General features: G+C 39.1%; 27 protein-coding genes, 1 tRNA gene and 1 other annotated feature. Of the genes, 21 read left to right on the top strand and 7 right to left on the bottom strand.

The genetic code is table 11. The annotated features are described in order from the left end of the window. Positions 1 to 177: 177 nt before the first annotated feature. Positions 178 to 897, bottom strand: a complete 720-nt coding sequence (locus HMPREF2731_RS13190) for a gamma-glutamyl-gamma-aminobutyrate hydrolase family protein (RefSeq protein ID WP_070873141.1) — start codon at positions 895 to 897, stop codon at positions 178 to 180. Positions 898 to 1,086: 189 nt separating this feature from the next. Further along, positions 1,087 to 1,134, top strand: a sequence feature (sodium ion sensor (DUF1646 type); this cis-regulatory element may regulate processes involved in with the transportation of sodium ions). 99 nt (positions 1,135 to 1,233) lie between these two features. Between HMPREF2731_RS13190 and HMPREF2731_RS13185 the strand changes: the two genes are divergently transcribed. The 10 genes from HMPREF2731_RS13185 to HMPREF2731_RS13140 are packed head-to-tail and all read left to right on the top strand — an operon-like array spanning position 1,234 to position 11,151. After that, positions 1,234 to 1,566 (top strand): hypothetical protein, encoded by a 333-nt coding sequence (locus HMPREF2731_RS13185; protein WP_002320976.1) that lies wholly within the window; start codon positions 1,234 to 1,236, stop codon positions 1,564 to 1,566. Next, the gene (locus HMPREF2731_RS13180; protein WP_070873139.1) at positions 1,553 to 3,556 is read left to right on the top strand and encodes a V-type ATP synthase subunit I; all 2,004 of its coding nucleotides are present in this window, start codon (positions 1,553 to 1,555) and stop codon (positions 3,554 to 3,556) included. The genes HMPREF2731_RS13185 and HMPREF2731_RS13180 overlap by 14 nt, the downstream gene beginning before the upstream one ends. Positions 3,557 to 3,574: 18 nt before the next feature. Continuing rightward, entirely contained in the window at positions 3,575 to 4,045 is a 471-nt protein-coding gene (locus HMPREF2731_RS13175) for a V-type ATP synthase subunit K (RefSeq protein WP_002292848.1), read from the top strand. Between the two features lie 20 nt (positions 4,046 to 4,065). Beyond that, a complete protein-coding gene (locus HMPREF2731_RS13170) occupies positions 4,066 to 4,650 on the top strand; it encodes a V-type ATP synthase subunit E (RefSeq protein ID WP_002308528.1) in 585 nt (194 codons plus the stop codon). Between the two features lie 14 nt (positions 4,651 to 4,664). Then, positions 4,665 to 5,651: a V-type ATPase subunit gene (locus HMPREF2731_RS13165; RefSeq protein WP_070704768.1), complete on the top strand. Its 987-nt coding sequence runs from the start codon at positions 4,665 to 4,667 to the stop codon at positions 5,649 to 5,651. Next, the gene (locus HMPREF2731_RS13160) at positions 5,641 to 5,952 is read left to right on the top strand and encodes a V-type ATP synthase subunit F (protein WP_070704765.1); all 312 of its coding nucleotides are present in this window, start codon (positions 5,641 to 5,643) and stop codon (positions 5,950 to 5,952) included. Before HMPREF2731_RS13165 ends, HMPREF2731_RS13160 begins: the two co-directional genes overlap by 11 nt. A 21-nt stretch (positions 5,953 to 5,973) precedes the next feature. Next, positions 5,974 to 7,755, top strand: coding sequence for a V-type ATP synthase subunit A (locus HMPREF2731_RS13155; RefSeq protein ID WP_002292843.1), 1,782 nt, complete (start codon positions 5,974 to 5,976; stop codon positions 7,753 to 7,755). Next, positions 7,748 to 9,124 carry a V-type ATP synthase subunit B gene (locus HMPREF2731_RS13150; protein ID WP_002313473.1) on the top strand — a complete coding sequence of 459 codons (1,377 nt, stop codon included), beginning with the start codon at positions 7,748 to 7,750 and terminating at the stop codon, positions 9,122 to 9,124. The genes HMPREF2731_RS13155 and HMPREF2731_RS13150 overlap by 8 nt, the downstream gene beginning before the upstream one ends. Before the next feature lie 6 nt (positions 9,125 to 9,130). Beyond that, positions 9,131 to 9,766: a V-type ATP synthase subunit D gene (locus HMPREF2731_RS13145; protein ID WP_002292841.1), complete on the top strand. Its 636-nt coding sequence runs from the start codon at positions 9,131 to 9,133 to the stop codon at positions 9,764 to 9,766. Positions 9,767 to 9,795: 29 nt separating this feature from the next. Further along, positions 9,796 to 11,151 carry a TrkH family potassium uptake protein gene (locus HMPREF2731_RS13140; RefSeq protein ID WP_002334872.1) on the top strand — a complete coding sequence of 452 codons (1,356 nt, stop codon included), beginning with the start codon at positions 9,796 to 9,798 and terminating at the stop codon, positions 11,149 to 11,151. Positions 11,152 to 11,349: 198 nt separating this feature from the next. Here HMPREF2731_RS13140 and HMPREF2731_RS13130 read toward each other — a convergent pair whose 3' ends face one another. Next, positions 11,350 to 12,744 (bottom strand): aminotransferase-like domain-containing protein, encoded by a 1,395-nt coding sequence (locus HMPREF2731_RS13130; RefSeq protein ID WP_002334871.1) that lies wholly within the window; start codon positions 12,742 to 12,744, stop codon positions 11,350 to 11,352. A gap of 91 nt (positions 12,745 to 12,835) precedes the next feature. Here HMPREF2731_RS13130 and HMPREF2731_RS13125 point away from each other — a divergent pair, with 91 nt between their 5' ends. Then, positions 12,836 to 13,807, top strand: coding sequence for an ornithine cyclodeaminase family protein (locus HMPREF2731_RS13125; protein ID WP_002314658.1), 972 nt, complete (start codon positions 12,836 to 12,838; stop codon positions 13,805 to 13,807). Further along, positions 13,804 to 14,586, top strand: coding sequence for a PhzF family phenazine biosynthesis protein (locus HMPREF2731_RS13120; RefSeq protein ID WP_002292837.1), 783 nt, complete (start codon positions 13,804 to 13,806; stop codon positions 14,584 to 14,586). The genes HMPREF2731_RS13125 and HMPREF2731_RS13120 overlap by 4 nt, the downstream gene beginning before the upstream one ends. A 166-nt stretch (positions 14,587 to 14,752) precedes the next feature. Here the strand turns inward: HMPREF2731_RS13120 and HMPREF2731_RS13115 are convergent, their stop codons facing one another. After that, complete coding sequence (locus HMPREF2731_RS13115) at positions 14,753 to 15,124, bottom strand: lactoylglutathione lyase (protein WP_002308538.1); 372 nt, start codon at positions 15,122 to 15,124, stop codon at positions 14,753 to 14,755. A gap of 133 nt (positions 15,125 to 15,257) precedes the next feature. Here HMPREF2731_RS13115 and HMPREF2731_RS13110 point away from each other — a divergent pair, with 133 nt between their 5' ends. Then, on the top strand, positions 15,258 to 15,701 hold the full coding sequence (locus tag HMPREF2731_RS13110; protein WP_002314659.1) for an NUDIX hydrolase: 444 nt from the start codon (positions 15,258 to 15,260) through the stop codon (positions 15,699 to 15,701). Between the two features lie 48 nt (positions 15,702 to 15,749). On the opposite strand, the gene yidA is transcribed toward HMPREF2731_RS13110, so the two are convergent. Genes yidA through HMPREF2731_RS13095 form a run of 3 tightly spaced genes read right to left on the bottom strand, consistent with a single transcriptional unit; the run spans position 15,750 to position 18,759 of the window. Continuing rightward, positions 15,750 to 16,559 (bottom strand): sugar-phosphatase, encoded by an 810-nt coding sequence (gene yidA, locus HMPREF2731_RS13105; RefSeq protein WP_002292832.1) that lies wholly within the window; start codon positions 16,557 to 16,559, stop codon positions 15,750 to 15,752. Positions 16,560 to 16,577: 18 nt separating this feature from the next. After that, complete coding sequence (locus HMPREF2731_RS13100) at positions 16,578 to 17,945, bottom strand: HD domain-containing protein (protein WP_002308544.1); 1,368 nt, start codon at positions 17,943 to 17,945, stop codon at positions 16,578 to 16,580. Continuing rightward, positions 17,929 to 18,759: a lipoate--protein ligase family protein gene (locus HMPREF2731_RS13095; RefSeq protein ID WP_002342855.1), complete on the bottom strand. Its 831-nt coding sequence runs from the start codon at positions 18,757 to 18,759 to the stop codon at positions 17,929 to 17,931. The genes HMPREF2731_RS13100 and HMPREF2731_RS13095 overlap by 17 nt, the downstream gene beginning before the upstream one ends. Before the next feature lie 162 nt (positions 18,760 to 18,921). Between HMPREF2731_RS13095 and HMPREF2731_RS13090 the strand changes: the two genes are divergently transcribed. The 5 genes from HMPREF2731_RS13090 (at position 18,922) to HMPREF2731_RS13070 (ending at position 22,724) form a co-directional block, all read left to right on the top strand. Further along, positions 18,922 to 19,359: a YwiB family protein gene (locus HMPREF2731_RS13090; RefSeq protein ID WP_002292826.1), complete on the top strand. Its 438-nt coding sequence runs from the start codon at positions 18,922 to 18,924 to the stop codon at positions 19,357 to 19,359. 75 nt (positions 19,360 to 19,434) lie between these two features. Next, entirely contained in the window at positions 19,435 to 20,055 is a 621-nt protein-coding gene (rpoE, locus tag HMPREF2731_RS13085) for a DNA-directed RNA polymerase subunit delta (RefSeq protein ID WP_002292825.1), read from the top strand. Between the two features lie 265 nt (positions 20,056 to 20,320). Then, positions 20,321 to 20,827 (top strand): RNA polymerase sigma factor, encoded by a 507-nt coding sequence (locus HMPREF2731_RS13080; protein WP_002292824.1) that lies wholly within the window; start codon positions 20,321 to 20,323, stop codon positions 20,825 to 20,827. Positions 20,828 to 20,843: 16 nt separating this feature from the next. Continuing rightward, positions 20,844 to 21,743: an RsiV family protein gene (locus tag HMPREF2731_RS13075; protein WP_002292823.1), complete on the top strand. Its 900-nt coding sequence runs from the start codon at positions 20,844 to 20,846 to the stop codon at positions 21,741 to 21,743. A gap of 90 nt (positions 21,744 to 21,833) precedes the next feature. Beyond that, positions 21,834 to 22,724: a polysaccharide deacetylase family protein gene (locus HMPREF2731_RS13070; RefSeq protein ID WP_070873138.1), complete on the top strand. Its 891-nt coding sequence runs from the start codon at positions 21,834 to 21,836 to the stop codon at positions 22,722 to 22,724. A 115-nt stretch (positions 22,725 to 22,839) separates the two neighbouring features. Here HMPREF2731_RS13070 and HMPREF2731_RS13065 read toward each other — a convergent pair. After that, a tRNA-Arg gene (locus tag HMPREF2731_RS13065) sits at positions 22,840 to 22,911 on the bottom strand. A 59-nt stretch (positions 22,912 to 22,970) separates the two neighbouring features. Here HMPREF2731_RS13065 and rpoN point away from each other — a divergent pair. From rpoN to gap, 3 genes are all read left to right on the top strand, one after another. Further along, complete coding sequence (gene rpoN / locus HMPREF2731_RS13060) at positions 22,971 to 24,302, top strand: RNA polymerase factor sigma-54 (RefSeq protein ID WP_002346069.1); 1,332 nt, start codon at positions 22,971 to 22,973, stop codon at positions 24,300 to 24,302. 149 nt (positions 24,303 to 24,451) lie between these two features. Further along, positions 24,452 to 25,543, top strand: a complete 1,092-nt coding sequence (locus HMPREF2731_RS13055) for a sugar-binding transcriptional regulator (RefSeq protein WP_002316430.1) — start codon at positions 24,452 to 24,454, stop codon at positions 25,541 to 25,543. A 40-nt stretch (positions 25,544 to 25,583) separates the two neighbouring features. Further along, positions 25,584 to 26,585 (top strand): type I glyceraldehyde-3-phosphate dehydrogenase, encoded by a 1,002-nt coding sequence (gene gap / locus HMPREF2731_RS13050; RefSeq protein WP_002292818.1) that lies wholly within the window; start codon positions 25,584 to 25,586, stop codon positions 26,583 to 26,585. The last annotated feature ends 40 nt before the right edge of the window (positions 26,586 to 26,625 follow it).

The following is a 26,625-nucleotide window of genomic DNA, read 5'->3' as shown; positions in this document are numbered from 1 at the left end:
AAGCTTGCATCTGCGGTAATAAGTCCAACCAATTTAAAAACATAAGGAGCTGTTTTTACTTGGCTATTCTTATTACATTAAGCCAAATTTATGTAAAAATGTTGAAAGCCATTTTCACAAAATTTTTCTTAATACTCGAAACTAAACAGCTTTTTCACAACTTCCTCAGAAAAACGATTAAAATTCATTCACAAAGAAATCGAATAAACGCTGTTCAGATGAATTTACACGATGAGAAAGTTTCGGATGCCATTGGACACCAAGGATTTTGTGCATATTATCTTTACTTTGGACTGCTTCAATGAGTCCATCGTTGGAAAAGGCGATGGCTTTTAACAAAGGAGAAAGATCTTTGACTGCCTGATGATGATAGGAATTCACAAAGTATGAATCAGGGAGAAGGTCACTTAATAAACTGTCCGAAACGATTTTGACTTCGTGAGTTGCAAACTGCGGGGCAGTGGGCTGTTGTTCGTGTTTTACAGACCATTTTGGATATAATGAAAGATCTTGATAAAGTGTTCCCTCCAACACGACATTCAATAGTTGAAGTCCTCGGCAGACTGCAAAAATCGGTTTTCTTTGTTTCAATGCTTCCAAGATCAATGCCTGTTCGAATTGGTCTCGTTGAATATTTGTTTCCGTCAGTTTGGGATGAGGGTCTTCCATGTAAAGTTGCGGACTAACATCCTGACCGCCTGCAAGAATGAATTTGTCGATTTTCTCAATTAGTTGAGGCGCTGAATCTGGATACATGACTGGCAGAATAAGAGGTAATCCTTGAGCATCTAAAACTGCATCCACAAATCCCTGCGGTGTATAGCTTACTTGATTTCCTTGGAAAGTATCTGTCGCTCGAATCAGTTGATTCCCGGCAATGCCGATGATTGGTTTCATTTTTATTCCCCCTAAAGTAGACTAATTGTAACAAGGATTTAAAAAAATTTAAACTATGTAAGACTTGCCCCTATACTTATCTGTTCTTGCTGTGTTACTATCTGTAAAGAGAATTTTCGTGTGAAATTCATGACGATAGTTGAAAATATTGCTTAATTTGTTATAATAAAAAGTAAGCAGAAATAAAAAGGTTGGGCGTAAGCTTCAAGGATCTAGTTCTTCAAGGGGTGAGAAGGACATTTTATTGAAGGGGCCTGCCTATACTAAGTTATCTTTAGAGGTACATACTTTCAATGAAAAAAGAAAGCATGTACCTCTTTTTTAAATCGAAAGGAAGTGAAGCAAGTGTTAGAAGCTTTGGAACAAATCCGAAAAGCAGAAGAAGAAAATGAGAAGCGTGCTCGAACCCTACGGCAGCAGTTGAAGACCTATGCAGAAGAAAAAGAGCAAGAATTGGAGATAATCCAAACGAACAGTCGGCAACAGCTGAAACAGTTGGTAGAAGAAAAAGAACAATTCGAAAAGCAAGAATTAGAAAAAGAAAAAATGAAATTGAAAGCAGAAGCAGACAAGGTGCAAGCAACTTTGAAAGACCAATATCAAAAGCATCAGAGTCAAGCAATCGGTGCAATCATTGAAAGGGTGAAAGAAACTTATGGCCGTCACTAAGATGGAAAAAGTGACCCTCATTTCAGATAAAAGAAATCAGGAGAGGATTTTACAAGCAGTACAAGGAATCCAAAATGTTGAAATCCGGGATCTGTATCAAAATAGAACAAACAACCAGTGGGTAGAAAAATATTTTCCAGATACCACGATTATTGATAAAGAAGCAAAATTAAGCGCTTTAGGCAATCGGCTGAAAGACATCCAAGAAGCTATCCAATTCATACAACACCACGGCGATAGCCGTCAAAAGAAACTCCATTTGAAACGTCAAGAACTTTCCTTACAAGACTTGGAAGCAAATTATTCCGAAGAAAATTTCATGAATAAATTAGAAGAAGTCCTTGATTTAAAAGAAAAGTGGGAACAGCTAACTGAAAAACGTGATCGTTTAGAAGGAGAGGAAGAATGGCTTCTTCATTGGCAACAGCTGGATATTGCTCCAAGTATGTATGCAAGTAAGACGACCATTTTTGAGATGGGGACTGTGAGTGCAGCAAATTTTGAAAGTTTCAAGGAAGAACTAAGTAAGCTTGATGACGTTTATATGGAAGAAATAGATTATACGCCAAAACAAGTTTATCTTTCGTATGTTGCTTTAAAAAAATCAGCTGCTGCTATAGAAGAAATTGCTGGGAAATACGGGTTCAATAAAGAAACGTATCCTTATGAACAAAATCCTAAAGAAAAACTGCAAGAAACCAAACAGCAATTGTCCGTTGTTCACGAGCACCAAAAGAAGATAACGACAGCGTTAGGTCAGTGCAGCGGCTATATCCAAGAATTTGAATGGGTAGAAGAAGTCACACTTGCCGTTGCAGAACGAGAAAAAGTAAAAGAACGGTTTATCCATGCGACTTATCTGATCGTTTTGCAAGGTTGGGTAGATGCAGAAGAAAAACAGAATTTGATGCATGTGTTAACCGAAACTGTATCAGAAGAAGATATATATATTAGTTTCGAAACACCAAACTCAGAAGAGATTCAGCAGGAAGTCCCTACTAAATTGAAAAACCATCCGCTTATCGAACCTTTTGAATTGCTGACTGAAATGTACAGTCTGCCAAAATATGAAGAAGTAGATCCAACGCCTTGGATGACACCATTTTATCTTGTCTTCTTCGGGATGATGGTCGCAGATGTTGGTTACGGATTGCTGATGCTCATTGGGACAATACTAGCTCAAAAACTACTTGTTTTACCACGTGGGATGAAACGTTTCGTAAAATTCTTTGAGATTCTCTCGGTACCATCGATCATCTGGGGATTGATCTACAGTTCATTTTTCGGACAGGCATTACCAAAAGAACTATTTGGCATCCGCTTGCCTTTCCCAATCCTATCTACAACGGATGACGTCAATACGATTTTGATTTTATCCGTGATTTTCGGTCTGATACAGATCTTGGTTGGATTATTTGTGGCAGCAAAGGAAAATATCAGGAGAAAAGATTACTTGAGTGCTGTCAGTGATGGATTTGCCTGGCAAGGGATCCTGATTGGGATCGTTATTGCATTGATTGGTGCCATGTTGATAAAAAATACAGCATTTGTTTATCTTGGCGCGGGGCTATCGATCATTGCTGCTTTATGTATCTTAATCGTGCCGATTATCCAATCGCCGTCTAAAGTCAAGGGTGCTGCCAAAGGAGCGTATAATCTTTACGGATTGACGGGTTATATCGGTGATTTAGTCAGTTATACACGTTTGATGGCATTAGGTATTTCAGGCGGAAGTATTGGCGCGGCATTCAATATGCTGGTTACTTTCATGCCGCCAGCCGCTCGATTCAGTGTAGGGATCCTTTTGATCATCGCTTTACACGCACTGAATATGTTTTTGACACTGTTGAGTGCCTATGTCCATGGTGCACGATTGCAGTATGTCGAATTTTTTGGAAAATTTTATACAGGAGGCGGACGTGCCTTTGACCCGCTGAAAACGGCGGAAAAATACGTCAACATCAATCATAAGAAAAAAAACAATAAATAATTGGAGGATTTTTATACAATGATGGATTACTTAATTAGTCAAAATGGTGGAATGGTATTTGCAGTATTAGCGATGGCAACAGCGACGATTTTTTCAGGGATCGGTTCAGCTAAAGGTGTTGGAATGACAGGTGAGGCAGCAGCAGCGTTAACAACAAGTCAACCCGAAAAATTCGGACAGGCTCTGATTCTGCAATTGCTTCCAGGTACGCAAGGGTTGTATGGATTCGTTATCGCCTTTTTGATTTTTATCAACTTAGGAAATGATATGTCAGTTGTACAAGGTTTGAACTTTTTAGGCGCTTCTCTGCCGATTGCTTTTACAGGCTTGTTTTCAGGTATTGCCCAAGGGAAAGTTGCAGCAGCAGGTATCCAAATTTTAGCGAAAAAACCTGAACATGCTACAAAAGGAATCATTTTTGCTGCGATGGTTGAAACATATGCGATTTTAGGTTTCGTTATTTCCTTCCTATTAGTATTGAATGCCTAAGCATAAAGGAGGAAAAGCAGATGAACGCCATTGAAAAAATCATCTCTCAGATGAATGAAGCAGCAGAGCAAGAAAGAGCGGCGTTAGAGCAAGAAGAGCGAATGAAGATCGATCAAAACTTTGAACAAAAACGTACGCAAATCGAAACAGAACATCAAAAACAAAAAGAAAAACAAATCGAATTACTTGAAAAAAAATACCGTCAGCTTAGGAATCGCCAACAAGTAGAAGTACGACAAGAAAATTTGAACGCGAAGCAGGAATTTTTACGACGATTGTTTGCAGATGCAATAGCTGAAATGGAGAATTGGGATGAATCTGAACAAATCCAGTTTATCAAAAATTCATTGTATTCATTACCTTTGACAGGCAAAGTAACATTCATTGCTGGAGAAAAATCAGCAGCTTATCTTTCTCAGACATTGCTGGATGAATGGAACAATGAACTTCCCTTTACGATGGTTTTAAGCGATGAATCTGTTGCTGGTCAAGCTGGTTTTCTGATAAACGATCAAGGAGTTCAGTATAACTTTCTTTTCAGCAGCCTTGTACAAGATATCCAAGGAACGATGAGTTTTGAGATTGCCAATCAATTATTCGAATAAGGAGGGATCAGTGTATGGAATACCACGAACTAAATCCCTTGATTCGCGGAAGAGAGCTTGAACTTTTGTCCAATGAGACATTTGAACGGATGATTCAAACCAATTCTGTCGAAGCACTTGGTGAGATATTGAAATCCACGATTTACAGTCCATATATCTATGACGGGTATGAATATGACTTTGAACAGAATCTTTTAAAGGAGCAGAGCCGTCTATTTCGCTGGTTAAAGGAATCAGCACCGGAGCCTGAAATCGTTTGGATCTATACGATGCGTTATACTTTCCATAATCTGAAGGTTTTGACAAAAGCCGAGATGACAAATCAAAATCTGGACCATTTGTATATCGACGATGGATTTTATTCATTAGAAACCTTGAAGGATGCCATTCATACGCAAGTTTCAAATGAACTCCCTGAAAGTATTATGGATAGTATACGAGAAGTCCGCGATTATTTTGAAGAGTCTACCATTCTTCAGGGAATCGATGTGATCTATGATCGGCAGTTTTTGACAGAGCAGCGACGGCTTGCCGATAAGCTAGGATATCAAGAATTGCTGAAAGAAGTCATTGCTTTTATTGACTTGACCAATATCACAACGATGGCTCGAGGAATATTGCAGAAAAGAACATATGGGTTCATGACGACGGTGCTTTCCAGTTCGGGAAGTATCGAAAAAGAAGTATTTTTGAACTTTGTAGATAAAGATATGGAAGCTTACACGAACTTTCTATTAGAGACAGATTATGCTGAGTTTCTGCGTCCTGTCATCCGTGAGGGAAATCTTGATCTCGTAAAGCTTGAACAGTTGAAAGATGATTATCTAAGTTCATTGTATCAAGAAGCACAAACCCAGGCTTTCGGACCACTGCCACTACTAGCCTTTTTGAACGCAAAAGAGGTAGAAAGTAAAAACCTTCGTTTACTGGTTATCGGCAAAAGAAGCCATTTTGAACCAGAAACAATCAGAAAGCGGGTGAGACAAGTCTATGACGTATAAGATCGGTGTAGTTGGCGACAAAGATTCTGTTTTGCCATTCAAATTGTTTGGCTTTGATGTTCGTTATGGTACAACCAAGCAGACCGTTCGTCAGGCAATTGAAGAAATGGCAAAGAATGAGTATGGCGTGATTTATGTCACGGAGCAATGTGCAGCACTGAGCCCAGAAACGATCGAACGTTACAAAGAACAAATGATACCTGCTATCGTATTGATTCCCAACCATCAAGGATCATTAGGGATTGGGCTGGAAGAAATTCAAAAAAACGTAGAAAAAGCAGTAGGTCAAAATATCTTATAGTATGAAAAGGAGATAGAAATTTTGCAAATTGGAAAAATCATAAAAGTCTCCGGACCTCTTGTAATGGCTGAGAACATGTCTGATGCCAGTATCCAGGACATGTGTTTAGTGGGAGATCTAGGAGTTATCGGAGAAATTATCGAGATGCGTGGCGATGTGGCGTCTATTCAAGTATATGAAGAGACCTCAGGAATTGGTCCAGGCGAACCGGTTCGTTCTACTGGTGAAGCTTTATCTGTTGAATTAGGACCAGGGATCATTTCACAAATGTTTGACGGAATCCAACGGCCATTAGATACCTTTATGGAAATCACACAAAGTAATTTCTTAGGACGGGGAGTCCAATTGCCTGCATTGGATCATGAGAAAAAATGGTGGTTCGAACCCACATTAGAAGCCGGAGAAACGGTTAGTGCTGGCGATGTGATTGGAATCGTAGAAGAAACAAAAGTTATCAAACACAAAATCATGGTGCCAAATGGGATAAAAGGTACGATCAAAACAATCGAAAAAGGATCGTTCACTATTGATGAAACCGTATGTGTCGTTGAAACTGAAAATGGTGACAAAAACTTGACGATGCTCCAAAAATGGCCAGTCAGACGTAGTCGGCCAATCAAAGAAAAATTAAACCCTGATGCACCGATGATCACCGGACAGCGAGTGATCGATACGTTCTTCCCAGTGACAAAGGGGGGAGCAGCAGCTGTTCCTGGTCCATTTGGTGCAGGAAAAACAGTCGTTCAGCATCAAATCGCAAAATGGGCCGATGTGGACATGGTCGTTTATGTGGGATGCGGTGAACGTGGAAATGAGATGACGGATGTTTTAAATGAATTTCCTGAATTGATTGACCCTAATACAGGAGAATCATTGATGGAACGTACGGTATTGATTGCCAATACATCTAACATGCCGGTAGCGGCTCGAGAAGCTTCTATCTATACGGGAATCACGATTGCGGAATATTTCCGTGACATGGGTTATGACGTTGCTATCATGGCTGACTCCACTTCACGATGGGCAGAAGCACTTCGTGAGATGAGCGGACGTTTGGAAGAAATGCCTGGTGATGAAGGTTATCCAGCTTATCTTGGTTCCCGTCTTGCGGAATACTATGAACGATCTGGAAGAGTCATTGCTTTAGGATCAGAAGGTCGCGAAGGAAGTATAACCGCAATCAGTGCTGTATCGCCTTCTGGAGGGGATATTTCGGAACCAGTCACACAAAATACATTGCGGGTCGTAAAAGTATTCTGGGGACTTGATTCGACTTTAGCCCAAAAAAGACATTTTCCTTCAATCGATTGGATCCAAAGTTATTCTCTTTATTCAACAGAAGTAGGGAAGTACATGGATCATATCCTTCAAGCTGACTGGGCATCCATGGTCACTGAGGGCATGCGTATTTTGCAGGAAGAACAGCAGCTGAATGAAATCGTGCGTTTGGTAGGGATTGATTCCCTTTCAGATAATGACCGTCTGACATTAGAAGTGGCAAAATCCATTCGTGAAGATTATTTGCAGCAAAATGCTTTTGATGATGTTGATACATTCACTTCAAGAGAGAAACAATTCAAAATGTTGAAGATGATCTTGACCTTTGGTGAAGAAGGACGCCGTGCGTTGTCGTTAGGTGCTTATTTAAGTGAGATCATGGACGGTACCGTGTCGATTCGTGAAAGGATCGGACGAAGCAAATATATCCCGGAAACAGAATTAGAAAAACTAGATCAAATTATCGGTGAAATCAAACAAACGATGCAAACAATCGTTTCAGAAGGAGGCATGAGCAATGATTAAAGAATATCGTACGATCGGTGAAGTCGTCGGTCCATTGATGGCGGTTGAAAAAGTTGCTGGTGTCAAATATGAAGAATTAATCGAAGTCCGTATGCAAAATGGCGAGATTCGTCGTGGACAAGTATTGGAAGTCCAAGAAGATAAAGCAATGGTCCAAATATTTGAAGGAACAAGTGGGATCAATTTACGTGACTCTTCTGTACGATTTTTAGGACATCCTTTAGAACTAGGTGTATCGGAAGACATGATCGGTCGAGTATTCGATGGCTTGGGACGTCCAAAAGATAATGGACCAGAAATCCTGCCTGAAAAGTATTTGGATATTAACGGAGAAGTAATCAATCCAGTAGCTCGGGATTACCCAGATGAGTTTATCCAAACAGGTATCTCTGCAATCGATCATTTGAACACATTAGTTCGTGGACAAAAATTACCAGTATTTTCTGGTTCTGGTCTTCCTCACAAAGAATTAGCTGCTCAGATTGCGCGACAAGCAACGGTACTTGATTCATCAGATGATTTCGCCGTAGTCTTTGCTGCTATTGGAATCACTTTTGAAGAAGCAGAATTTTTCATGGAAGATTTTCGACAAACTGGTGCAATCGACCGTTCTGTCATGTTCATGAATTTAGCAAACGACCCTGCAATCGAACGTATTGCTACTCCTCGTATGGCTTTGACTGCTGCAGAATATCTTGCTTATGAAAAAGGAATGCATGTATTGGTTATCATGACAGACATGACCAACTATGCAGAGGCATTGCGAGAGATTTCTGCAGCACGGCGAGAAGTTCCAGGAAGAAGAGGCTATCCTGGGTATCTTTACACGAACTTAGCTACTTTGTTCGAACGAGCAGGAAGGATCCGCGGACTAAAAGGATCAGTTACTCAAATTCCGATTTTAACAATGCCAGAAGACGATAAGACACATCCGATCCCTGACTTGACCGGTTATATTACAGAAGGCCAGATCATCTTGACTAGAGAGCTTTATAAGAGTGGGATACAACCACCAATTGATGTACTTCCGTCTCTTTCGCGGTTAAAAGATAAAGGAACTGGACCCGGAAAGACAAGAGAAGACCATGCGGCTACGATGAATCAGCTTTTTGCAGCCTATGCACAAGGAAAACAGGCAAAAGAATTAGCCGTAGTTTTAGGAGAATCTGCTTTATCTGATGTAGACAAGATCTATGCGAAGTTTGCTGAGCGGTTTGAAAAAGAATATGTCAATCAAGGATTCTACACGAACCGTTCGATTACTGAAACACTTGATCTAGGGTGGGAACTGCTATCGATGTTGCCAAGAACCGAATTAAAACGAATCAAAGACGACATGCTGGACAAATATCTGCCAGAAGGGAAGTGAGTTCTGATGGCACGATTGAATGTGAATCCGACCCGCATGGAATTGACCCGATTGAAAAAACAGTTGACAACTGCCACAAGAGGGCATAAATTATTAAAAGATAAGCAAGATGAACTGATGCGTCAATTCATTCTGTTGATTCGAAAGAACAACCAACTGCGTCAAGAAATGGAAGAGTCCATGACAGAAGCAATGTCTGATTTTGTATTGGCAAATGCTTCAATCACGGAACCTTTCATCGAAGAATTGTTTGCTTTGCCGGCGGAAAACGTTGATTTATCTATCGTAGACAAAAATATCATGAGTGTAAAAGTACCTGTGATGAATTTTGAATATGATGAACAGCTGACAGACACCCCTTTGGAATACGGGTATTTGAATTCCAGTGCCGAACTGGATCGGTCAATCGATCGGTTTACTACCTTGCTTCCAAAACTTTTGGAACTGACAGAAATCGAAAAAACTTGTCAGCTAATGGCAAGTGAGATCGAAAAGACACGTCGGCGAGTCAATGCATTAGAATATATGACGATCCCTCAATTAGAAGAAACAATCTATTATATTCGTATGAAGCTAGAAGAAAACGAGCGCGCAGAAGTAACAAGGTTGATCAAAGTAAAAAATATGGGTACCACTGACTAAGTGGTATCCTTTTTTAAAAGAGGAAAACGATGATTAAACAAAACAAACAAATAAAGAAACGCTTGCCGGCCGTTCAGCTTCTCGCATTAGGATTTTTTCTCCTGATTTTAGTTGGCGGTGGTCTACTTACCCTGCCATTTTTTAGTAATAGTGGGCATGGGACAAATTTTATCGATGCGCTTTTCACTGCAACTTCTGCCGTCTGCGTGACGGGATTGACGACATTGAATACAGCAGAACATTGGAACAGTGCTGGTCAGTTTTTGATCATGCTTTTGATTGAGATTGGCGGTCTTGGTTTTATGATGGTTCCGATTCTATGCTTTGCATTGATAAAGAAAAAAGTCAGTCTCAGCACACGTATCATATTAAAAGAAGCGCTAAATCTAGAAGAAGTATCAGGTGTGATGAAGCTCATGCTTTACATCCTGAAATTGGCCTTTGTGATCCAATTGATTGGTACGATTGCTTTATCTTTTGTATTCGTGCCTGAATTTGGCTGGTTGAAAGGGATCTGGTACAGTTTGTTCCACGCAATCTCTAGTTTTTGTAATGCAGGGTTTGATTTGTTAGGAGACAGTTTAGCCAATCACCAGCAAAATGTTTATTTGATCATGGTGGTATCTGCTTTGATTATTTCTGGCGGATTAGGCTTTATCGTTTGGCGTGACTTATTAGAATATCATCAGAAAAAGAAGATGACGATTCATTCAAAAATCGCATTAACCGTTACAGGTACCCTTTTATTAGGCGGTTTCGTTGTGTTCTTTTTCACAGAACACAATGGGGCAACATTAGTGGAAGGGAATATGTTTCAACGATTGGCAAATACTTTTTTTATGAGTGTAACACCTAGAACGGCTGGATATTATTCAGTTGATTATCTCCATATGAGTCATGCCGGTCTGATCTTAACGATGTTTTTGATGTACATTGGCGGAACATCTGGGTCGACTGCCGGCGGATTGAAAACAACTACGTTAGGTGTGTTGCTGATCCAGATGCGTTCGATGTTGAAAGGACGTACGAGAGCGGAAGCATTTGGCCGTACAATCCGTCAAGGCGCAGTGTTGCGAGCACTCACGTTGTTTTTTATCACGTTGACACTGTGTGTAGTCGCCATCATGATTTTATCAGTGACTGAAACGATACCTAAAACTTCTGGCATCGAATATATTGCTTTTGAGGTCTTCTCTGCATTTGGAACAGTAGGACTTACGATGGGATTGACGCCAGACTTGACTGCAATAGGGAAATTGATTATTATAGCGCTTATGTACATTGGACGAGTTGGGGTATTGACTGTGGTCTTCTCTCTGATGACAAAAGCACAAAGAACTCAATCAAAATACAAATATCCAGAAGAAAGTGTCATGATTGGATAATTTCATCTTCTGACAGAAATCTAGTGATCTAGCAAAATAAGAAAATAAAATATAAGACAAATTTTTTTGCTGTTTGGTTACTTTAAGTGCAAAATGTTCATTTGCTTTTTGAGGCACTATCCGTTGTTGAACTTCGGGTAGTGCCTCTTTTTTATCGAAAGGAATCAATCAGCTATGATTCCTTTATTTATCAATAGATTATAATTCATATTTTTTTATTTTTTCTTTTACGATACTTAGTCCAGAAGCTAAAATCTCAAGGTTGTTTGAAGATAGGGAAATACGAACGTATGCATCCGGTTGTGCTCGCGTAGTAAAGCGTCGGGAATGATAGAGTCGGATGCCGTTAGACAGAAAGTCATTCTCAATCCTCTTAGGATCAATCTCAGGATCAACTGGAAGAATTCGATAATAAGGAACACGATTCGTTGGTTTTTCTACTTTGAAAAGAGAATCAAAAAGCTGATTAGCTCTTTTCGTAAGATTTAATTTAGTTTCTAAGATTCTATTTGCTTCATTTGAATGGAGGATTTGAGTGATGACCTCCACATCTAATCCAGAAGTTTTCACATTTATATTAAAAATTGCTTGTTCTATCTTGCTTTGGACATGTACTGGAGCTACAAGATAAGCAACTCGCAATCCAGAACAAATAAATTTTGTCATTCCAGCTAAGTAGATTGTTTGGTTAGGTAACAATTTTTGGAAAGGAGGAATAATCTTATGTTGATAATAAGTTGTTAAAAAAGAATGGATATCATCTTCGATAACCCATAGACCTTCTTTTTCAATTACTTCGGCTAATTGCTCTCGTCTTTGGTGAGAGATTTGAAACCCTATAGGATTATTGCAAGAAGGCATAAGAAAGACACCATGGATCTTCTTTTTTCTACATTCCTGAATCAATATATCAGGTCGCATTCCTTGCTCGTCAAAATCAATTGGAACGATCTCTAAATGATATAATTGAGCCAATTCAATGAAATTAGCGTACGTATATCGGTCTGTTGCTATTCTATCACCTGGAGAGAAAAGTGCAGAAAGTGTGATAGCCAATCCATTTTGAACACCGGAAACAATAGACAGAGATTCTAAAGACGGAATGACTCCTTGAGTTTTTAACCAATTTGCTGCAGTAGTCAATTGAAAATTTGTGCCTTTGGGATCTTGGTAATTAAGCAAACCAACAAGATTTGGGTTATTACCAGTTGATTGAATAAACGGGACAACGAATTTATTACATTCTTCAAAAGAACTAACCAGACCAAAATCAATGATATGTTCGGTTACTTCATTGGTAGAGATGGTAATGGATTCAAAGACATTGGGAGAAATAAAAGTGCCACTTCCAATATTCGTATACAGCAAACCTTTCTCAATTCCGTATTTATAAGCCTTGCCAACGGTAGTAAAATTTAAATCTAAATAATCAGCTAGCTCTCTTTGGGAGGGTAACTGAGTGTTTTTCTGTAATTTATTCTTTAAAATATCTTGTTCTAATTGTTGAATCAACGATCGATAATAAGGACGCTTCAATTTTTGTTTGTCTGGCCGCCAAGTTAACGGGTAGTTGTCATAAGAATTAATAGGCATTTTCTCCACTCCTTAAAATTGTATACCATACAATTTTACCATTGATTGTATTGATTTTAGAAGTTAATCTTTTGTGAGGAGGGAATTGTCTATGAAAATTATTAATTTTGAGGAAGTAGTAGCTTCTTTTAGTTTTGAAGAAGCGATCCAAGTAATGAAAAAATGTTTCTTTGATTATGAAAGTGGTAAAATCAGCCAAAATCCTCGATTGGTGGAAATTTTACCGGACGGAAAAGACAAAAATGTGTTTGCGATGATGCCTGCCTATTTGGGAGAGAATAGATATTTTGGAACAAAAGTCATTACCGCTTTCTCGGATAATCATCAGTATCATTTACCTTCTCATTTAGGAGAGATTTTCTTGTTTGATGCTCAAAACGGACTACCCAGAGCATTGATAAACGCAAATGCAGTCACTTGGATTCGAACAGCTGCTGTATCTGCGCTAGCAACAGATTACTTAGCAGATCAGCATGCAGAAACACTTGCTTTAATTGGAGCTGGTCAACAAGCATTGTCGCATTTGGCTGCGATTTCTACCATTCGTCGCATCACTACAGTGTTTGTTTACGATATTTTAGAAGAAAGACGAAATGCTTTTATCGCTAATGCTAAAAATCAGTATCCTAAAATGACGTTTATAAATGCAATATCAGTAGAAGATGCAGTACGCTCAGCGGAAATCATTTGTACGTTGACCCCTAGTAAAGAGGCATTTCTTCAAAAAGAGTGGGTAAGGGAAGACGCACATATCAATGCTGTGGGCACGTTTACTCCTAATACAAGAGAGATAAGTACACCATTGATGGAAACTTCTCAAATCTATGTAGATGATTACTCAGCTGCCTTAACAGAAAGCGGAGACCTACTTATAGCCATGTCAGAAGGAGATTTAGAGGAATCTTGTATTGTTGGTACATTAGGCGAATTAGTTTCTGGGAAAAAAACATTTTACAAAGGAGAATCGAGTCCGACGATTTTCGACGCAGTTGGTCTAGCTGTTGAAGATCTTTGCTGTGCAGAATATATTTATAACAAATTAGAGAGAGGATCTTTAAAATGAACTTAGATTATTACGTAGTTGATGCATTTGCAGATGAGGTGTTCAAAGGAAATCCAGCAGCAGTGTATGTTCTAGAAGAATGGCTGCCAGAAGGTACGATGCAAAAAATTGCCATTGAAAACAATTTATCTGAAACAGCATTTACAGTGAAGAAAAATCAAGGATTTGAGCTTAGATGGTTTACGCCAGATCGAGAAATCGATCTTTGTGGTCACGCGACATTAGCAACAGCATTTGTTTTATTTAACTATTACAAAATACTTGATGAAACGATTAAATTTTCTACTCAAAGCGGTAATCTATTTGTGACAAGAATTGAAGATTATTATTGCATGGATTTTCCTAGTATTATGCCAAAAAAAGTACCAATATTGTCTGAATATGAAGAAGCGATAGGGGCTAAGATTAAAGAAGCCTACTTAGCACGTGATTTATTTTTCGTATTAGAAGATGAAAAAGCGGTGGCTAAATTGCAGCCAGATTTCACAAGTATCAAAAATTTTGATTTAGGAATAGGGGTCATCGTGACAGCAGAAAGTGTACAAGAAGACTTTGTTTCTAGAACCTTCTTTCCAAAATTAACAATCAATGAAGATCCAGTATGTGGATCAGCACATTCTAATCTTATTCCTTATTGGGCAAAAAGAATGAGTAAAACAAAATTGTCAGCTTACCAAATGTCATCAAGGGGCGGGTATCTAGAGTGTGAATTAAAAGAAGATCGTGTGATAATAGGAGGAAAAGCAGTTTTGTTTTCTAAGGGAACCTCGTTTATTTGATTTCTTTCAAATGAACTAAAAATAAATAAGTGTAGAGTGGCAGCCTTATAGCTACAATAGTTGTTAAAAAAAGACGCAAACTTTTTCAATTTAAAGAAAGTTTGCGTCTCATTTTAATTATTGGCGTTTGTTTTTTGTTCAATCAAGAGCAAAATGCCCCTACTAACTAGCCTCGGATGACTTCGATTTTATAACCATCAGGGTCAATGACAAAGTAGTAAGAAGGCGCAGTGCCAGGTAATCCTTTTAAGTCAGTAATTTCAAGACCTGCAGCTTTATGCTGTTCATGTAATTTTTCTAAATCATCAGCTGCAATAGCGATATGACCATAACCATTTCCTAAATCATAGGCACCATGATCGTAGTTATAAGTCAACTCCAATTCATAGTCATCCCCAGGAAGTGTCAAATAAACAAGTGTAAATTTGTTTTCTGGAAAATCACGGCGGCGGCTTTCTTCAAAACCAAATGCCTTTTGATAAAATTCGATTGATGCTTCAAGATCTTTCACTCGAACACATGTGTGAGCCATTTTCATAGATTCATCTCTCCCTTTCCTTTTATTTAATCATAACAAAAAGAAGTAAGGAAATAGTTGATTTGTGCTTGTTCATGAGAAATTTCTCATGTAAAATGGATAGAAAATAAAACTGTTAAGGTGGAAACTATTCATGGATAAACCAATTTTTGGTGAAAAAAAGCAATTTGCTGATTATCAAACCCGTTATGCAGCATATATCGTCATAGAAAGAGATCAGCAGATTGCAGTAATCGAGGCTCCAAATGGTGCTTTTTTTCTTCCTGGCGGGGAAATTGAAGGAGATGAGACGAAAGAACAAGCAATCGTTCGTGAGCTAGTAGAAGAAATGGGGATTGCGGCAGAAATTGCTTTCTATCTGGGAGAAGCAGATGAGTACTTTTACTCGAATTATCGTGCAACTTATTACTATAATCCAGGATATTTCTTTGCTGCTGATTCTTGGAAGCGTATAGGAGAACCCACAGAAAAGACCAATAAAATCTGGTGGGTCAGCCCCCAAGAAGCACTTGAAAAATTGAAACGTGGCAGCCATCGATGGGCAGTCGAGAGATGGGTCGAAAAAAATAAAAAATAAAAACTGAAAGAAAGCGAGTAGACCAGCTTTCTCTCAGTTTTTTATTTATTACAGAACGTATTTTTTGATTGCTTCAGCTACGCCGTGTTCGTCGTTCGATGAAGTGATGACATTTGCTGCTTCTTTGACAAGAGAAACGGCATTTCCCATAGCTACTCCTAGACCAGCATATTCAATCATGGATAAGTCGTTCTCGTTATCTCCGATAGCCATGATTTCATCTTGATCAATACCAAGATGCTGTCCGAGATTCGCAACTGCCGCACCTTTACTTGCTTCTTTATTTAGTACTTCAAAGTAATAGGGTGCACTTTTGACCGTTGTGTATTTATCACGGAAAGTTTGTGGTAAACGTGCAATTGCTGCGTCTAAAATTTCTGGTTCGTCGATCATCATCATTTTGACGATGTTCATGTCTGGTGTCATTTCTTCAGGTGTTCGATATTTTAGCGGCATCTTGACTAAGCTTGCTTCGTGGATCGTATAAGCGCTGATATCTCGATTAGGTGTGTAGATCGCTTTGTCATCAATCGAATGGAGATGACTGCCAACACGGCGTGCCATCACTTCGATCTCTAGAAAATCTTCATGAGTCAGACCGTGACGGGCAATGATTTTACCTGATTTTGTTTGTTGTACGAGTGCCCCATTATAAGTAATAACGTAATCATTATCTTGAAAAAGGTCCAGCTCATTTAACTGTTCTTGGACACCTGGTAAGGGGCGACCAGTACATAAAACGATTGAGACCCCTTTTGCAACAGCAGCGGCAATCGCTTCTTTTACTTCTTTTGTTACTTCTCTTTTCTCATTTAATAAAGTACCATCGATGTCGATAGCGACTAGTTTGATAGCCATAATTTCCTCCAATATATTTCAGTTTATTTCAATCAATGCGCCATTACGGATATGGCTGGCAAATTCTTGATAAGTTTCATCAAATAAATCATAATGATCACGCAAGGATGGGTCAACCATTTCTTTTGGAAAGAAAAATCGCTCATCTCCTTGTTCTTGTCCCGCTAAAGCGGCAACAAGCTGACTAACCTGTGATAATTCTATCAAAGTTCCGTCATTTCGCAAAATCTCGATTTGCGTACGATGTCTGCCTTGTTCTGGGCGATAAAAATCATAAGGCAGATCGTAGCTAGAGTTGACAGCAGTGTAATAAACAGGGTTATAGCCAACCTTTTCTACTAACAAAGTGAGTTTTTGAATCAAATTTGAATCTCGGTTGCCAGAAAAAGTGGCGGATTTCAGTGGTTTACGATTCAAAAAACGTTTAGCTAAATCATTTAAAATAGGATCAGCAGATTCAGACCATTGAGTAAAGTAAGTACCCAAGACCCCATCATCAAGTTTGAGGTATTCTTCTAAAGTAAAGCTTCCGTCAAGAAATGGCAAGAGTAGTTGAGAGTGTAGTTCAAAACTGCTGGCATCTTCTTGATACAACTCGTGCGCGCGATGAAGCAGATGCTCCAAGATCACTTCCATACCACGGGAAACAGGATGGAAGTACACTTGCACATACATTTGATATCGGCTAACGATATAATCTTCCACTGCATGCATGCCGCTCATGGAAAAGGCGATCCCGCCTTCATATGGACGAATCACACGTAATATTCGGGTAAGGTCAAATGTTCCATACTCCGTTCCGGTGAAATAAGCATCCCGAAGCAAATAGTCCATTCGATCTGCATCGATCTGGCTGGAAATCATTTGGACAACTTGCGGATTAGAGTAGGTTTTTTGGATCACGCTCGCTACTTTTTCAGGAAAACCTTCTTCTACTCGGTTAAGGATCTGATACACCTCTGTTTCTGGAGAAGTGATGATCTCTACAGTGATAGCCTCGTGATTCGTATGGAAGATGTGCTCGAATGTATGAGAGTAAGGACCGTGACCGACATCATGCAATAGTGCCGCACATAAAGTTACTAGCCGTTCCTGATCATCCCAGCCTCCGTTGCCTATCTTTTCTTTTGGAAAATTTCGAGAAAAGATATCGCAAATTCGTCTTGAAATCTCATAAACACCTAATGAATGGGTAAAACGGCTATGTTCTGCTCCGTGAAAAGTGAAAGAAGCAGTGCCTAATTGTTTGATTCGTCGCAGACGTTGGACTTCTTTCGAGTTGATCAAATCTAAGATTACTTGATGCTGGACATGGATATAGTTATGGACTGGGTCACGAAAAACTTTCTCCATAGGCAGCATTTGATATTTATAAGGGGTTGTCATATTGTAGCTCCTTTATGTTATTGCGTTGTTCCATTCTCTGGATTTGGTTGTTCCATTGCTCCAGCTGGATTTCTTTTTTTAGCCAGTCGGTAGAATCCAGTAAATCACTTGCAGAATACAGCTTTTCAAAAGCTTTTGCAAATGCTTCTTTGACTTCTTCTACGAGAAGGGGATAGTCAAGCAGTTCTTCAAGTGTTGCCATTGTGGCGGGATCGACTGCAGGATAGCCATTTGTACCAAAGCTTTCTTTTAAAGCAGATTGATAAAATCGTTTCATGACTTGCCCACGCTTTTCCTGATTACCGTTGACACTTAAGTACATCATAACAGAAATCCCATTTTTGATGCGACGCTGAGCGATGCCGGCAAATTTTTTGCCATGGATGCTTAAATCATAAGTTCCAGGACAATAAGAATGGGTGATTTCGAATGCTTGAATCGGTGCCTTCGGAAAGGCGTATTTAGTCAATCGGAGCATTTGCTCGTAAGCTCCATCGATGGTTATTTTTTTTTGGTCATTCTGGGGGAAAATCAAAGAAATATTCAAAATCCCTTCGTCTGATACGATTCCTAATCCACCTGAGTTTCTGATTACCGGAGCATAACCTGCATCTTTCAGTGTTTGGATCCCGTCTCTAAGAAAAGGTGTCCGAACATCTTTCATACCTAAGATGACGGTGCAGTCATATTGCCAGAAATGCAAAAAGATCTGCTGGTGTTCTTTGGAATATTCCGTTAATATATCTGTTAATGCGAAAGGGGAAAAGTCGTTTTTTTGATAAATGTGCTGATCTAGTCGAATCGCAGGGTTCATTCAACCGGCTCCTTTTTATAAATTCATATTTTCTACAATATTATACTCTAAATTCAAGGAGTTGTTTTGGAAAAAAGGTTTTCTGTAAAAATGGACAAGTTGGTTGACAAAACAAAAGAAACTAGGAACAATGTAGCTATGAGAAGTAAAGGAGAATGAAGAATGGAATTATCACAAGGAACACCGATTTCGATCAAATTGCGTACAAAAGTGAAACAACAAGGGGAAGTGCAAGATTTTTATTTTGATTTGAAAGGGCAAATGGTAACGATTGGCGATACGCTGTACATACGGTATAAAGAGATGCAGGAGGAAACAGGCGATGAAATCCCTGTAACGATCAAATTAGTTCCAGATGGTCATGTACAGCTGATTCGTGCAGGAGAAATGCGAATGCGTTTGAAATTTGGTTATAAAGAACGGTTAGAAACAGCCTACCGAACACCATACGGTATGATTCAGATTGCTACCTTTACGAAAGAACTGCATGTAAGTTTGAAAGACCGTCCCACAGCAGGAAAGGTTCGGATCGATTATGATTTGTTCATGGGACTAGAAAAAATCGGCGAATATTATTTGACATTGGATTTTACAGCGTAAATATAAAAGAAAAGTTTGATTTTTTGTGTCTGATTTTGTATGATAAGGAGTAGACTGTGAAAGGACGTGTCCTGATTGGAAATTAGTGTATTTGAAGGTGCAAACAAAAGCGAATTATCAATGATCGAAGTAGCACACGCGATCTTAGAACAACGTGGCGATGTCATGGATTTTTCTGATTTAGCCAACCAAATCCAAAACTATCTTGGTAAATCAGACAGTGAAATTCGTGATTCACTCGCACAATTTTATACTGACTTGAATATTGACGGCAGCTTTATCTCATTAGGGGATAATCGTTGGGGCTTGCGTTCATGGTATGCTATCGATTCGATCGATGAAGAAGTAAACCATGGAATGGACGAAGAGGATGAAGATACTCCGCGTCGCCGTAAACGCAAGAAAGTCAACGCCTTTATCAATGATGATGAAGACGCGATCGATTACAATGACGATGACCCAGAAGATACAGATCTGACAGAAGAAGACGACGATGATCTGTTTGATGACGATGATGATGAAGATGAAGAAATCGCTGCTTATAATTCTGACTTGCAAGAAATTGGAGCAGATGACCCAACAGATGATGAAGAAGACTTGCCTGGGAATATCGAAGAAGATTTAAGTATCATAGACGAAGACGATGATGATGAAGACTATGAAGAGGAAGAATTTTCTGACTCTGAAAAAGAATAAACATCATTTACTGTAGAGGCTGTGACGGAAGTGGTCAACTTCAAGAAATTTCCACTTATTTCCGAAGAAGCTACTTCTAGAACACCGTGTATCAGAGGTTGCAACAGAGACGTTGAAGCTATCAGAATAAGAAGGTGTGACATGATTTTTGTCACACCTTCTTTTTTGTATATAAAAATTCAAAGTAAATACATAAAAAATAAAATAATTGAAACTTTTAGCGTACCTTGTACGTCATATTAAGTGAGGCGGAAAGGAGTGGAGAATGATTTTTACTGGATATAAGAAAAAACGGCAGATTGAAAAATACCGTCACCTGCTGAATGGACTCATCGAAACTGATTATCAAAAAATGTTCCGTATCACGATGAATTACGTACATGATAAAGAAGAGGCCTTAGATGTGATGCAAGATAGTTTCCATAAAGCACTGAAGTATTTTGAAAAAGAAAAAGAAATCGAGCATTTTAGTGCATGGTTTTACCGGATATTGATCCGCACGGCATTAGATAGTTGGCGCAGACAAAAAAGGACACCTGTTGACTTATTTGAAATTCAAGATATCCCGCAGCAATTACCTTTAGAAACTTCCGTTGCAGAACTTCATATGATTTTAGATAAAATAGACAGTCCGGAAAAAGAGATTCTGATCCTTTACTTTTTTGAAGGATTTCGTTTGAAAGAAATTGCGACTATCTTAGATATGAACGAAAACACAGTTAAAACAAAAATGTATCGTTCACTGAATGTTTTACGTCAAATCCTAGAATGAAGGAGAGAAGACCGCTATGTATTCTCAAAAAGAAAAGTTAAAAAAACTAAAGAAAACTTATAAAGAACAAGAAATTCCAAGAGGGCTTCAAGAGGAGATCCGCCAGCGTTTTCTTATCGAAGAGCAATCATTCATAAAAGCAAGACGGAGAAAGAGACGCCTCCAAGGGTTCGGAGTATCTTTGGCTATCGTGATGATTACAACAAGTAGTCTCCTTTTTAATAGTCAAGTTCGAAGCTTTGCAGAAGACTTGCCAATTTTAGGATCAGTCATTGAATTGATCTTAGGTGAACGTTTTACTGATCAATCTGAAAAAATAGATATTCAAGTACCGAAGATCCATACTCAAAATGAGAAAGAAAACAAAACGATTCATGGATTAAACCAAAAATACTTTCACGAAGGACAAGCAGATTTTAAAAAAGCTGAAAAAGAATACGGAAATCTTGAAACGGATCATTACCAAGTTCTGGGTGATTATCAGAAAATCGTAGACGATGACCGGTTTCTTGTGATCGAAAGACAGATTACCCAAACAGCAGCGGATAGCCACGTTGAAAAAAGATACGACACGATCGACAAGAAAAACAGTGTCCAGCTCTCACTTCCGCTGTTATTCAAAGATGACACCTATTTATCTGTTTTGACAAAAGAAGTCAAGCGGCAAATGGCCGAACAAGTCAAGGAAGATCCGTCTAAGTACTATTGGACTGAACAAGATATTCAAGAAGGAACGATAGAAAAACCAACACTTGTTACACCAACACGAAGTTTTTATTTGAATAAAGAACATCAATTAGTTCTAACTTTTTCTCAATATGAAATTGCTCCTGGTTATATGGGAACACCAGAATTTGTCATTCCCAAGTCCGTGACAAAAACGATTTTGGCATCGGAAGATTATCTGGATCATTAGGCGAGAAGTAGTTGCGACTAGCAGTTTCAATTCTTTACAGTTATTTTCAAGTAAGTAATTAAGAAGAGAAAAAGAGAAAGAAGAGATATAGTGAAAAGAAATTATTTAGTTATCAGTATCATTGCTTTATCCGTGCTTTTATTTTTCGAAGTCACTTCGGTTGCCTCCTTGATCAGCGAAGAGAAAGGACAAGTAACTTCTTCGGAGCGTTCGTCACAAGCTTTCAAACAATCAGAACAATCAACGAATAAAAACAAGTCGACTGAAACAGCTAGCGTCAACGAATCCACTCAAGAATCAGTGAAATCAACACAAAGTCAATCAACTGAACCAGAACCAACACAAGAAAGTACAGAAGCTGTCCAAGATCCGACTGTCAAAAGTATTGCCATCAGTTTTGATGATGGACCAGGAGCGACTACGACACCACAGCTTTTGCAAATACTTAAAGAAAAAAACGTGCATGCTACTTTTTTTGTTTTAGGAGAAAATACGGCGCAACATCCTGAAATTGTGAAGCAGACAGCTGAAGCAGGACACGAGATCGGCAATCACACGTATGATCATCAGGATCTGGCGACGCTTTCTGCCCAGTCGATTACGGAGGAAGTGACAAAAACAGACACTGAGATCAAAAAAGCCACTGGCAAAACCTCCCCTTTCGTTCGTCCGCCCTATGGTTCGATCACAAGTGTAGGAGCAAGTGTTATCCAGCGGCCAATCATCGAATGGTCGGTCGATTCAGAAGATTGGAAGACAAGAAATCCTGATTTGATTTTACAGAAGATCCAAGCAACAGTATACGATGGTGCAATTATTTTATTCCATGATATTTATCCTGAAACGATTCGTGCCGTTCCTCAAGTGATCGATTATCTGCAAGAGCAAGGGTACCGCATTACGACAGTGGGGGATTTATTAGGACATCCAACGACTGTCGAGAACTATTATGGCAGAAACGATCATCGGCCAGTCCAGTAAGTGAAAACAAGTATACTTATAATAAAAAACTGTCCGCCAATTTTTTTGGTGGACAGTTTTCACTTGAAAAATAAAGAAGCAAACATTCGGAAGTTATGCTAAAATGGCAATAGAACGCGTCCTGAGGGAATCGAACCCCCGTCTCAAGAACCGGAATCTTACGTGATATCCACTACACTAAGGACGCAAGCACTGGGATAATTGTAACTAAACAGATAAAAAATTACAAGGGGATTGGACAAAAAAATGAAATTTGAGCAAAATTTTTCACAAAAACAGCAGCAGACACAGAAACTAGCCATGACGCAACAGTTGCAGCAGTCCATCCAAGTTTTACAATATAACAGTGAAGAGCTGTTGGCATTCGTTGAGAACCAAGCAATGGAAAATCCATTGGTGGAAGTTGTTGAGCCGGAATGGCAGCCAGATTACATAAAAGCTTCTTCATCTTCTTATGAAGGAGAAGAGACAAATTACCTAAATCAGATTCCTGATACAAAAGGGTCTTTATTTGATTCATTGATCGAACAAGTCCATTTGAATTATCGAGATACTTTTTTAAGGAAAATCGTTCTTTATCTTGTAGAATACATCGATTTGAACGGATTTTTGACGATTAGTTTAGAGGAAGCTGGAAAAGAGATCGGAGCGACGCCTATTCAAATGCTCGATGCATTGACACTGATCCAGCAATTAGAACCAGCTGGAGTAGGTGCACGTAGTTTGCAAGAATGTCTCATGCTTCAAACGGAACGGGATGATTATGCGCCGGAACTAGCCTACATCGTGCTAGAAGAATGTTTTGAGCAATTGGTGGAGCGAAAATGGAAAGAGATTGCGCAGCGTTTTTCTGTTGATTTACACGCTGTTCAGCAAATATTCGACTATTTGCAAACATTGAGCCCAAGTCCAGGACGAATTTTCGACCGTAGTAGCGAATTGTACATTATTCCTGATGTCCGGGTATTAGTGGACGATGGAAATGTACAAGTCATCTCAAACCGAAAAAACCAACCGAATATCCGATTCCAAGAGACCTACTTCAAGCAAATGTCACAACAAGCAGATAAAGAAACTGAAAATTATTTAAAAGAACGGAAACAGGAATTCGAATGGTTGAAGAAAACGATCCTCCAACGCGGGGATACAATTTTGCGGGTTGCTCAAGTCATTGTTTCTCGGCAAAAAGCTTTCTTTATCGACAAGGAGCGGCCCATCAAACCTCTTACGTTAAAGGAAGTTGCGACCGAGATAAATGTGCATGAATCTACGGTCAGTCGAGCAGTCAACGGGAAATATTTGGAAACAGATTTCGGTGTATTTGAGTTAAAGAAATTTTTCACTGCAAGAATCCCTACTAACGGTGCAGAACAGACAGAAGATCTTTCGGCAGATACTGCGAAGAAAAAGTTGCAGGAATTAGTTGATCAAGAAGACAAAAGCAAGCCGTTGTCGGACCAGAAATTGGTTGAATTGCTGAAAAAAGATGAGATAGCGATTTCAAGACGGACAGTAGCAAAATACCGTGATTTATTAGGAATCCCGAGTTCATCAAAAAGAAAACGTTATGATAATTAATCATCCAAAAGATCAGAAAAAGTATTTTACTTTTTCTGATCTTTTTAGTTGAAAAACGAAAGCAAAACTGTTAGACTAACAGTCGTGAGGTTGAGATTTCCCTTTATTGATGTGAAATTCGAAAAGTTAATTTCTTTTTTTTATCGTATATGGGTCGTTTTAAGTCTACATTGGACGCAAAGTGTCCAACTAAGGAGATCGCTATGCTAGATGAAATAAAAATGATTGAATCTGTTGCACCAGATATTATCGAAGTGTTGCAAGAACGCTATAAAATTTTACGAAATATCTATTGGATGCAGCCGATTGGACGTCGAAGTTTATCAGAAAGTATGGGGATAACAGAACGAGTATTGCGAACAGAAACAGACCTTTTGAAAAATCTGAATTTGATCGATACCTCAAAAAGCGGTATGACGCTGACAACTAAGGGTGAAGAAGTTTATCAAAGTCTTGAAAACTTCATGGATCAGCTTTTAGGTACGCATCAAACCGAACAACAGTTGGCAGAATATTTTGGTAATCAGCGCTGTATCGTTGTTTCAGGAAACAGCGAAGAGCAAACCAAAGTGGCTGATGCATTCGGCGAAGCGCTGAGTGAAGCCTTAGACCGACTGCTTCCGGAAGGCGAGAATATCATCGCTGTGATGGGAGGAACCACCATGGCAGTTGTAGCAGAACAGTTGTCTAATCTGGAAAATAAAAAACGGCATAACCTATTTGTCCCTGCAAGAGGCGGGATCGGTGAAGCGATAACTGTACAGGCAAATTCTGTCAGTGCAAGAATGGCTGCCAAAGCAAACGGAAACCACCGTGCACTTTATGTTCCGGAGCAATTAAGTCTGGCAACTTACAATTCTTTACTCAATGAGCCATCTATCCAAGAAGTCTTAAACTTGATTAGTGAGGCGAATTGTGTTATTCATAGTATTGGGCGTGCATTACACATGGCAGCACGTCGAAAGATGACTGAAAAAGAATTAGTCATGCTGAAACAAGCAAATGCTGTAGCGGAATCCTTTGGCTACTTTTTCAATGAAAAAGGCGAAGTTGTTTATAAGGTCCCTAGGATCGGCATAGAATTGCAAGATTTGGCGAAAGTCCCAATCATCATGGCGATAGCGGGCGGAAAATCAAAAGCCAAAGCAATTCGAGCTTATATGAAAAATGCACCAAAACAAACGTGGCTCATCACTGATGAAGCTGCTGCAAACGAGATTTTAAAAGGGGTAACCCTTTAAAATAAATATTTTTTTGATTTTCATAAGGAGGAAATCTTAAATGACAGTTAAAGTAGGTATTAATGGTTTTGGACGTATTGGACGTCTAGCATTCCGTCGTATCCAAGATGTAGATGGAATCGAAGTAGTAGCAATTAACGACTTGACAGATGCTAAAATGTTGGCACACTTGTTAAAATACGACACAACTCAAGGACGTTTCAACGGAACAGTTGAAGTTCATGAAGGTTCATTCAACGTAAACGGAAAAGAAGTTAAAGTATTAGCTAACCGCAACCCAGAAGAATTACCATGGGGCGAACTAGGCGTAGATATCGTTCTAGAATGTACTGGTTTCTTCACTTCTAAATCAGCAGCTGAAAAACATTTGACAGCTGGTGCTAAACGCGTTGTTATCTCTGCTCCTGGCGGAAACGATGTTCCAACAATCGTTTATAACACAAACCACGAAACATTAACTGGTAAAGAAACAGTTATCTCAGGTGCTTCATGTACAACTAACTGTTTAGCTCCTATGGCTAAAACATTGAACGACAAATTTGGTGTTGTTGAAGGATTAATGACAACTATCCACGCTTACACAGGTGACCAAATGACTCTAGACGGACCTCATCCTAAAGGTGACTTCCGCCGTGCACGCGCTGCTGCTGCAAACATCGTTCCTAACTCAACAGGTGCTGCTAAAGCTATCGGTTTAGTAATCCCTGAATTGAACGGTAAATTAGACGGAGCTGCTCAACGTGTTCCTGTACCAACAGGTTCATTAACAGAATTAGTAACAGTTCTTGAAAAAGAAGTAACTGTTGACGAAATCAACGCAGCAATGAAAGAAGCTTCAAACGAATCTTACGGATACAACACAGACGAAATCGTTTCTTCAGATATCGTTGGTATGACTTACGGTTCATTATTTGATGCTACACAAACTAAAGTAATGACAGTTGGCGACAAACAATTAGTTAAAACTGTTGCTTGGTACGACAACGAAATGTCATACACTGCACAATTAGTACGTACTTTAGAATACTTCGCTAACTTATAAGATAGACAAACGTACAAGTGTAAATGATAGACATGTACAT

This window comes from Enterococcus sp. HMSC072F02, from assembly GCF_001837725.1.
Lineage (GTDB): Bacteria > Bacillota > Bacilli > Lactobacillales > Enterococcaceae > Enterococcus_B > Enterococcus_B lactis.
Note: the sequence above shows the minus strand (reverse complement) of the source record. Positions and strands in the feature narration are given on the sequence as shown.